12 protein-coding genes are annotated in these 8285 nt (G+C 62.7%); 5 read left to right on the top strand and 7 right to left on the bottom strand.

Features of this window, described 5'->3' with window-relative positions; genetic code table 11:
* The first annotated feature begins 47 nt into the window (after positions 1-47).
* A complete protein-coding gene (locus VJ307_02450) occupies positions 48-182 on the top strand; it encodes a hypothetical protein (protein ID HJX72989.1) in 135 nt (44 codons plus the stop codon).
* A gap of 166 nt (positions 183-348) precedes the next feature.
* On the opposite strand, the gene VJ307_02455 is transcribed toward VJ307_02450, so the two are convergent.
* Positions 349-1197: a prohibitin family protein gene (locus tag VJ307_02455; GenBank protein HJX72990.1), complete on the bottom strand. Its 849-nt coding sequence runs from the start codon at positions 1195-1197 to the stop codon at positions 349-351.
* A 294-nt stretch (positions 1198-1491) separates the two neighbouring features.
* Here VJ307_02455 and VJ307_02460 point away from each other — a divergent pair, with 294 nt between their 5' ends.
* Positions 1492-1818: a DUF2007 domain-containing protein gene (locus VJ307_02460; protein HJX72991.1), complete on the top strand. Its 327-nt coding sequence runs from the start codon at positions 1492-1494 to the stop codon at positions 1816-1818.
* A gap of 87 nt (positions 1819-1905) precedes the next feature.
* Here VJ307_02460 and VJ307_02465 read toward each other — a convergent pair whose 3' ends face one another.
* The 6 genes from VJ307_02465 to VJ307_02490 all read right to left on the bottom strand — a co-directional run bounded on the left by VJ307_02465 (position 1906) and on the right by VJ307_02490 (position 5853).
* A complete protein-coding gene (locus VJ307_02465; GenBank protein ID HJX72992.1) occupies positions 1906-2037 on the bottom strand; it encodes a hypothetical protein in 132 nt (43 codons plus the stop codon).
* A gap of 62 nt (positions 2038-2099) precedes the next feature.
* The gene (locus tag VJ307_02470; protein HJX72993.1) at positions 2100-2540 is read right to left on the bottom strand and encodes a CBS domain-containing protein; all 441 of its coding nucleotides are present in this window, start codon (positions 2538-2540) and stop codon (positions 2100-2102) included.
* A complete protein-coding gene (locus VJ307_02475) occupies positions 2519-4393 on the bottom strand; it encodes a histone deacetylase (protein ID HJX72994.1) in 1875 nt (624 codons plus the stop codon). The genes VJ307_02470 and VJ307_02475 overlap by 22 nt, the downstream gene beginning before the upstream one ends.
* Before the next feature lie 80 nt (positions 4394-4473).
* A complete protein-coding gene (locus VJ307_02480; protein HJX72995.1) occupies positions 4474-5178 on the bottom strand; it encodes a lipid-binding SYLF domain-containing protein in 705 nt (234 codons plus the stop codon).
* A 158-nt stretch (positions 5179-5336) separates the two neighbouring features.
* Positions 5337-5612, bottom strand: a complete 276-nt coding sequence (locus VJ307_02485) for a GIY-YIG nuclease family protein (protein ID HJX72996.1) — start codon at positions 5610-5612, stop codon at positions 5337-5339.
* A 22-nt stretch (positions 5613-5634) separates the two neighbouring features.
* Positions 5635-5853: a cation transporter gene (locus tag VJ307_02490; GenBank protein ID HJX72997.1), complete on the bottom strand. Its 219-nt coding sequence runs from the start codon at positions 5851-5853 to the stop codon at positions 5635-5637.
* Positions 5854-6031: 178 nt separating this feature from the next.
* On the opposite strand from VJ307_02490, the gene VJ307_02495 reads away from it, so the two are divergent.
* The 3 genes from VJ307_02495 to VJ307_02505 form a co-directional block, all read left to right on the top strand.
* Positions 6032-7138, top strand: coding sequence for a phosphotransferase (locus tag VJ307_02495; GenBank protein HJX72998.1), 1107 nt, complete (start codon positions 6032-6034; stop codon positions 7136-7138).
* A 2-nt stretch (positions 7139-7140) separates the two neighbouring features.
* Positions 7141-7671 (top strand): adenylyl-sulfate kinase, encoded by a 531-nt coding sequence (locus tag VJ307_02500; GenBank protein HJX72999.1) that lies wholly within the window; start codon positions 7141-7143, stop codon positions 7669-7671.
* A 7-nt stretch (positions 7672-7678) separates the two neighbouring features.
* A partial coding sequence (locus VJ307_02505; GenBank protein ID HJX73000.1) for a SagB/ThcOx family dehydrogenase occupies positions 7679-8285 on the top strand: 607 nt, incomplete at its 3' end.

Raw genomic sequence — 8285 nt, forward strand, 5'->3', positions numbered from 1 at the left:
TCCGGTGAGACGAGCTCCGAACCGTGTGCAGGGAGATCGCGATTGCGGTGGCAGCGAAGGCGATGGAGCAAAATGTCGCAAGAAAGCCCGTGGTCCCGGGCAAGATCCGGGAATCGCTGGATTCGAGGATGTGGGTACCGAAGTATGCCCGGTACGTGAGAAGCACCTGCGCGCTGGTATGAGGAGAACGATCCGCTCCTGATCCCATCCCCGGAGGACATCGGCGGGGCCGGGGCACCGACCATGCCCTCATGAGGACGGATCCTTCGGGCTCCGTCCTGTTTCCTTCCCTGACGCAGCAGAGGACGAAGCGCCTACCTCTCTGGGCCGGCTCCGAAGTATCCGGCCTTACTTCTTCATCAGTCCATCCAGACTGATCAGCGGCGAGGCGCCTCCGCCGGAAAGAAGCACGTTCGGAACGGTTCCGTTCCATTTGGCGATGGCCTCCCGCATCGCCTCGATCTTTCTGAGTTCGATCATTTCCTTGGTGATCTGCCCCTTCTGGAGCCGCAGCGACTCGGCCTCCGCCTTCGCCTGGGCCACTTTTTGCTCCGCCTCGATCTTGATCCTCTCCAGGTCCCTCTGGGCCCTCAAGGCAAACTGCTCCGCCTCCTGCTTCGACTCGATCGCATCGGTGAACTTCTTGGAGAAGCTGAAGTCGATGACCGAGAATCCGTCCACGAACAGGTTGTAGTCGGAAAGCTTCTGGCTTAAGGCATCCTTGATCGCGGTGCTTACGGCCTCCCGCTCGCCGATCAACTGGACCGCGGTGTACTTCGCCGTCACCGCCTTCACGGCCTCCTGGACGGTCGGGTCGATGATCCTCTCCTTGAACGCCACCCCGATGTTCTGGTACACCCAGTTGGCCTTGTCCGGGACGATGTGGTAGTTGAGCGCGATCACCGACTTGATGTCCTGGAGATCCTTGCTCGCCGCTTCCGACCGGGTTTCCGATTTCTGGATCTTGACGTCCATCTTCACGATCTTCTGCATGATCGGAATCCGAAGGTGCAGGCCCTCCCCCAGGACTTCGTCCTGGACCGCCCCGAAGTTGAGCAGGACTCCCCGTTCCCCCGCGTCGATCTTCACGAAGGGATTGATAATGAGGAGTACAAGAAGCACGGCCACCGCGACGATGCCCATCCCCACCCTCTTGCTGATCTGTTTTACCGTCTTTCTCATTTCGAATTCCTGCATGACAACCTCCTGTCAGGAAACGGAATCCAAAGAATCCGCGAATGGATGGTTTCTGTTCGTTCCCCCCGGAACGGGAACCGTGGGAGTCAGGGAATGTGCCGGGAACCGCGTTCCCCCGGGGAACGGGCTTTTCTCCTGCAAGGAGCAACCGGCGCGCGAAAGCACCCGCCGCCGCATCGCCATCCAGGGTGGACAGGAACCTTTCCCGCGAAAATCCCCGCCGTTGCTCGTTTCACCATAAGTTTTGGCCCGGTGCGTGTCAAGGGGGGGAGAATTGGGGTACATTGGAAATCTATGGTTTGTCCGGAATGCAAAGCGGAGTACATCGAGGGGATCCACGTCTGTCCCGATTGCCGGGTCCCGCTGGTGCAGGAGCTCCCCCCGCAGCCCCTGCCGGAGTACGTGGAGTACGTCACCATCCTGAAAACGGGAAATCCCGTCGTCCTTGCCATGGTGAAGTCGCTCCTTTCGGCCGCCGGGATCCGGCACTTCGTCAAGGGAGGGGTTCTCCAGGACCTGTTCCGCGTCGGCACGGCGGAAATCCAGGTCGGGAGGGACGACGAACCGGAGGCGAGAAATCTCCTGAATGAGCGCACCATCGAGCCCGGGGAGGCAGGTTGACGGGGCGCCGCTCCCCGGTCCTCCCTTCCCCGATCTCCCGGAACGGATACGGGCGGCCCGAAAAATCCGGTCCGGGGCGTTACCCGGTCAGCCGAGGAAATCCGCAAGCTCCGGGACCTTGAACCCGTCCCCCCGCAACCGGGTTTTCACGGTCCCCACGTCGATCGTCCCGATCCGGAGGAATGCCGCGAACTCTTCCCCGAAAGGGGACAGCACCATGCTCCGGTCTCGATCCGCATCTCCGCCAGTTTCCGGATCAGCCGGACGAGGGAGTCCATGCCTTACGGCAGGATCACCTCGATCCGCACCCCGATCCCCTCGATGTTGAGGGAGTCGATGAACGCGGCGAGCACGTCCACCTTGGTGACGATCCCCACCAGTTTTTTCCCCTCCACCACCGGGAGAGCCCCGAACCTCCTCCGGTGAAGGACCAAGAGCGCGTCCTCGATCGTGTCCCCCGGGCTCATGGTGATCACATCGCGGGTCATGATCTCCCTGACGTTCCCGATCCTCCGGGATACCGTCCCCTTCCCGTCGACCGTTTCCCTCCGGAGGAACCATTTCCGGAGGTCCGTATCCGATACGATCCCCACGAGATCCTCTCCCTCGACCACAGGAAGGTGGTGGATCCGATTCTCCTCGAGAATCCGTTGGGCGTCCCTCACCGTATCCATCGGGGACAACGTGATCACCTTCCTCGTCATCCTTCTGCCGACGTACATGGCACGCTCCTTCCCTGGAGGGTTTTCAGGTGGGCGATCGCCGACGACTTGAGGGAGGATTCGTTGTATCCGCCCTCGAGGACGGAGACGATGCGCCCCCGGCAATGCTTGTCGGCCATTTCGCAGATTCTTTGGGTCATGTGGACGAACGATCGCTCGGTCAACAGGAGGTCCGCGATGGGATCGTCCTTGTGCGCGTCGAATCCCGCGGAGATCATGATGAGATCGGGACGGAACCTTTCGATCTCCGGGATGACATCCCCCTCGAAGACGGCCAGAAACTCCGTGTCCCCGGTATGGGGTTTCACGGGGAGATTGAGCGTGGTTCCGTACCCCTCCCCCCTTCCCTTCTCCATCCTTCTCCCGGTCCCCGGGAAGCAGAAGGTCGGGTGCTCGTGGATGCTGCAGAAATAGGTGAGAGGGTCCTCCTCGAAGATCTCCTGGGTCCCGTTCCCGTGGTGCACATCCCAGTCGAGGATGAAGATCTTTTCCACGCCATAGACGGTCCGGGCGTGGAGGGCCCCCACGGCGACGTTGTTCAGATAGCAGAACCCCATGGCGGACTTTCTCCCGGCATGGTGCCCGGGGGGCCTCACGGCGCAGAAGATGTTTTCGACTCTCCCGTTCAGCACGGCATCGACCCCCGCCATCACCCCGCCCGCGGCAAGCAGCGCGACATCGTAACTCGCCTCGCTGATCGAGCAGTCCACCGTGGCGAACGTTTTTCTGCCCGAGCGCACGCTGTTCCGGAACGCCTCCAGGTAGTCGGGAGGGTGGATCTTCTCGATGAGACCCATGTTCGGCATGTAGGGCTCGAGAAAGACGAGGCTTCCCTGGAGGTCGTCCTTCCGGATCGCATCCAGAAGCGTCACCAGGCGCCTGCGGCTCTCCGGGTGGCCGGACCGGGGCCTGTGGTTCAGATAGCCGGGGGTGTAGACGAATCCCGTTCTCCTCGGCGTGTTCGTGAAGATGATCTTATACCCGTCCCAGGGATGGGAGGACAGCAGGAACGCCTTCCCCAGGGGAAACAACTCCTCCTCCCGATGCTCCCCGTCTCTCTCCCACGAATAGTACCCTTCCCGGTTCCGGTAGACGGGAACCCTGAGGTCCCTCCGGAACAGGGCGATGTCGTAGGCGTGGTTGAGCCTGTTCATGTCGGTTTCCTCGACGGGGAGTCTCCGATCCTGGACGAGTCTGGCCAGGCCCGCCTTCATCCGCAGGAAATCCCCCTTGTCCAGGCAGTCGAATCCTTCCTTCGCCCAGTAATATTTCCCGACGGAGAGGGACGCGCTGAGACGGAACTGGTGGAATCCAAGATCGTGGAAAAACTTTTCGTAATAGCGGAACAGGGCCGACGCGTACCCCGAGCTCTGCTCCGAGAGACGGATATGATCGATGTAGACGATCCGCAGCCGCATGCCCCGGAGATAGGCGAGCAGGCCGAGGTTCCGGTTCATCAGGGAAAGGAAAAAGAGGGTCATCTCGCCGACCGCCTCGCCCCCGAGGAAGATCTGGGTATCGTAGATGATCCGGTCCTTCCCCATCAGGAGCATGTTCTCCCGGTGCTCGAAATTCAAAAATTTCGCGGAAACCTGGTCGAAGAAGTCCGCGGGGGAGATGAGATCGCGGAAGAGGCGGGACCAGACGGAAAGGAGCATTTTCCTCGAGGGAAGACTGCTGACAAGAAATTTCCTCTTCGCTCCCTCCTTCTTGATGATGTCGGGGTTCATCTCGGCTCCGAAGAGCCGGTTCTCCCCGATCAGGGTTTCGAATCCCTTCTCGATTTCCCGGCGCGGGAGGGGATGGGCGAACGTCATCCCGTCGAGCAGGGGATTCTCTCTCCTCAGCTGCATCGCACTCCCGGGCGCGAGGAATCTTTCCTATTCTCCGTTTTTCCCTACCCTCCCGGCAAGCGCGAGGATACGCGATCCGCTTATTCCTTTGCCTTCGCCCCCGCGTGCCGGGCGAGGAATTCCTTCAACCGGACGGCATCCGGGGGAGAGGGAAATTCCTTCCCCTTGAGAATCTCGCGAGGGCGCACTCCCTCCCTCCCGTAATAATCGGCGTTGGCGTCGCCGTCGATCTGCAGGGCGGCCCCTGCGACCGAGACCCCCGCGAACAGGCCCCTGCTCCGGGAATAGGAGTAGATCTCGGCCTTCAGTTGTACGTCCGTCGCTGCCTCGACGCTGCGCCCCACCGGGCCGGCCGCCACGGCGGCGTCGGCCCCCAGGGTGAACTTCCCCTTCATGATTCCTTCGACGCTTTGCCCGCTTTTGAACACGAGGATGACGTCGGTGGACGTGGCGCCGATCTGCCACCCGACGCTTCCGCCGGTGAGGGAGACGAAAACCGGGTTGCTAAAGCCCCCGTCTTCTTGGCGGATGAGGAGCACGCCGCGCCCGTGACGGCCGCCCACCACGAATCCGACCTTGATCACGCCGGGCACGATGGCGATGCCGTTCGCATTCTCCAGAAGACTCGGCGGGATCCCTTTCTCGGGAATGGCCAAAATCTCCTCGAGGACTTCGAGTGCCGTCCGGACAACCTTCGTTTCCTTGCTCCCCGCCTCGAGCGGTCCCGCCATACACACCAGGACGGCCATGATCGCGGGGGCGATTGCCCAGGTCATTCGCTTCATCGGATATCGCTCCTTTCCGAAAAAAGAGATTGCGGCCCAAATCGTCACGCCTCTTCCCGACAGGGATACGTTCCCCGGGGACATTCCCAGGGGGGACATTCCCATCGGGGACATTCCTGATTCATCTCCGGGATGCGGGAGAGGAGTGTCCCCTCACATCAGGAGTGTCCCCCCCCAGCGTTGAAGAGTTCCCCCGCCCAGGCCCTCTTCTCCTTTCCCGAGAGCCGGCGCAGGGCGTGTTCCTCCCTGAGGGCGTCGGACCGGCTCCCGCAAGGCCGTTTCGCCAGAAGCGCCACGGGCGGGTTGATCCGGGTAAAGACGGCGCCTCGCCCGGACCGGTGTTGCCGGTAGCGGGCTTCGGGGTCTTTCGCGATCCCCGTGTAGATCTTCCCCCCCCGGCACTCGATCATGTAGACCCACCAGGTCCCGGACATCCCCTGCGCTTCCCGGTTTCCCCTACCGGCCGGCGACACCCGAGGGATACCCCTCGTTCTCGGTCGCGCTTGTGAGCCGTTCGATGGACGCCCGGGACGGATCGTAGGTAACCACCGCCCTCGGAGGGGAAAGGGTGACCTCCGCCGACAGGACCCCCTCGACGGCCTCCAGGCTCTTTTTGACCGCCATCACGCAATGGCCGCACGTCATCCCTTTCACGTTCAGCGTGACCGTTTCCACCGTCGCTCTCCTTCTTCGCCTGCACGTTTCCCTGACGGAATCATTATATTCCCTCCCGGCCCTCTTCCCTTCCGCAACGAGGCTCTCCTTCTTTGGGCAATCGGTCGGAGTCGGTGTAGAATTCCCTCGAGACCACCCGATTGCCTCCAGGTTCGTTCCCTCTGGCAAAGGAGAAACCATGCCCCGAAAAGCCATGCCCGACCTGGACCGGGACAAACTCTCCTCCTATCTGGAATCCCTTTTCGGAACCGCCGTGCGGATCGTATCCCTTTCCCTCCTGGGAGAGGCGGTGGCGGCCGGCGCCGTCAAGGGGTTCGGCTACGGCATCCCGGTCATGGTGGAGTACGAGGTTTCCGGAGAGCGCCGCAAGGCCGTCCTCGAGACGACGAGTCCGGGGCCCTTCGGGCACGAACACATGTCGGATCGGGCCCAGATGCTTCTATGGGATCACGAGGCGTATAACCGCCTTCCCCTTCACGCGCATTCCCTGGACGTGGGGGGGGTCGACCGGGACGGCAGCCTCCATTCGCTCGGGAACGTGGAAGAGTTCTTCCTCCTCGTCGAGCATGTGGAAGGACATGGCTACATCCGGGACCTTGCCCGTCTCCAGGCGGGGGGAAAGCTCACCGACCTCGACCTGGCGCGGGCCGACGCCCTTTGCGACTACCTCGCGGACATCCACCGGGAGAAAGGTCCCGACCCCGGACTTTACGTCCGCCGGATCCGGGAGCTCGTGGGACACGGCGAGTGCATCATGGGGCTTCTGGACAGCTATCCTCCGCGGCACGGGTTCATCACCCCCGAACTGCTGGAAGGAATCGAGCGACGCTGCGTGGCCTGGCGGTGGCGAATCAAGGGACGGACCCACCGGCTCCGGCAGGTGCACGGGGATTTTCATCCCTACAACATCCTGTTCGGAGACGGGACACGGTTCCGGGTCATCGACCGTTCCCGGGGCGAGTGGGGCGAGCCGGCCGACGACGTCACCTCCCTCACCGGGAACTACCTCTTCTGCTCGCTTCAGCAAAACGGTCGCCTCACCGGATCCTTCGAGACCCTCTTCCGGAGGTTCTGGGACCGGTATCTCGAAAAAACCGGAGATCGGGAGATGCTTGCGGTCGCCGCCCCTTTTTACGCCTTCCGGGGTCTCGTGATGGCCAGCCCCCTGTGGTATCCCACCCTGGACGAAGACGTGCGCGGGAAACTCTTCTCCTTCCTCATGGAGGTCCTGGACGCGGAGTCCTTCGACCCGAGCCGCGTGAACGCTTACTGCGGGGCGGGATAGCCGTGGAAGCGGGATTCGCCGTCTGGATCACGGGCCTTCCGGCATCGGGAAAATCGACCGTTTCCTCGGCCCTCGAGAAGGAGCTCGCGTCCCTCGGGGTAAACGTCGCGGTTCTCGAGTCCGACGCGCTCCGGAAGATCTTCACGCCGAACCCCCGCTACGACGAGGAGGAGCGGGACCTCTTTTACGGCGCGGTCGCCCACGTGGGCCGGATTCTGACCGAACACGGCGTATCGGTGATCTTCGACGCCACCGCCAACCGGCGCGCCTATCGGAACCGGGCACGGCGGGAAATCGCGCGGTACCTGGAAGTCTTCGTCGACTGCTCCCTCGCCGTCTGCATGGCCCGGGACCCCAAGGGAATCTACCGGAGAGGAAAGGAAGGGAGCGCAGCCGGCGTTCCCGGGCTGCAGGCCGATTACGAACCTCCCGCCGCTCCCGACGTGGTGGTGCGGGGGGAGACGGAGGCGCCGGCGGTCGCCGCACACCGCATTGTCCGCAAACTCATCGAAAAGGGATACGTGAAGGAGTGACGAAGACGTGGAAGAGACCAGAGGAATCGGGGACCGGTTTCAGCAGGAAACGAAGTACGAACGGGGACGGCTGGGGGGAGGCGGGATCGACTGGACGTCCCGGCCGCCCTTGTACAAGGAATATCCCGGCGCGAGAATCATCCGGCTCCCCCCGCCGGGATCTCCGGTCCACTCTTCTTTCGCGGAAATCGTCTCCCGGCGAAGGAGCGTCCGGGAGTATTCCCCCCGTCCTCTTCGCCCGGAGGAGATCTCCTTTCTCCTTTGGGCCTCCACCGGCGTTCAAAGAAAGGAAGGGGGTCATGAATTCCGAACCGTCCCCTCGGCCGGCGCCCTCTACCCCATCGATACGTACGTAATCGCCCACCGCGTGGAAGGAGTCGAGTCCGGGGTGTACCACTACGGCGTCCGGGGGCACCTGCTCGAGGAGGTGGCCCGAGGGGATCTCCGCAGGGACCTCGCACGCGCGGCGTTGTTCCAGGAGTTCTGCTCCGAGGCCGCCGCCGTCTTCGTCTGGACGGCCGTCTTCCCCCGCGCGAAGTGGAAATACCGCCAGCGGGCCTACCGGTATGTCTACCTCGATGCGGGTCACATCGCGCAGAACCTTGCGCTGGCGG

This window comes from Candidatus Deferrimicrobiaceae bacterium (assembly GCA_035256765.1).
GTDB lineage: Bacteria > Desulfobacterota > Deferrimicrobia > Deferrimicrobiales > Deferrimicrobiaceae > CSP1-8.

What these genes read in the sequence shown, in the direction of transcription:
- VJ307_02455 (HJX72990.1), bottom strand. Translation starts at nt 1,197, where the DNA reads ATGCAGGAATTCGAAATGAGAAAGACGGTAAAACAGATCAGCAAGAGG.
- VJ307_02460 (HJX72991.1), top strand. Translation starts at nt 1,492, where the DNA reads ATGGTTTGTCCGGAATGCAAAGCGGAGTACATCGAGGGGATCCACGTC.
- VJ307_02465 (HJX72992.1), bottom strand. Translation starts at nt 2,037, where the DNA reads ATGGTGCTGTCCCCTTTCGGGGAAGAGTTCGCGGCATTCCTCCGGATC.
- VJ307_02470 (HJX72993.1), bottom strand. Translation starts at nt 2,540, where the DNA reads ATGTACGTCGGCAGAAGGATGACGAGGAAGGTGATCACGTTGTCCCCG.
- VJ307_02475 (HJX72994.1), bottom strand. Translation starts at nt 4,393, where the DNA reads ATGCAGCTGAGGAGAGAGAATCCCCTGCTCGACGGGATGACGTTCGCC.
- VJ307_02480 (HJX72995.1), bottom strand. Translation starts at nt 5,178, where the DNA reads ATGAAGCGAATGACCTGGGCAATCGCCCCCGCGATCATGGCCGTCCTG.
- VJ307_02485 (HJX72996.1), bottom strand. Translation starts at nt 5,612, where the DNA reads ATGTCCGGGACCTGGTGGGTCTACATGATCGAGTGCCGGGGGGGGAAG.
- VJ307_02495 (HJX72998.1), top strand. Translation starts at nt 6,032, where the DNA reads ATGCCCCGAAAAGCCATGCCCGACCTGGACCGGGACAAACTCTCCTCC.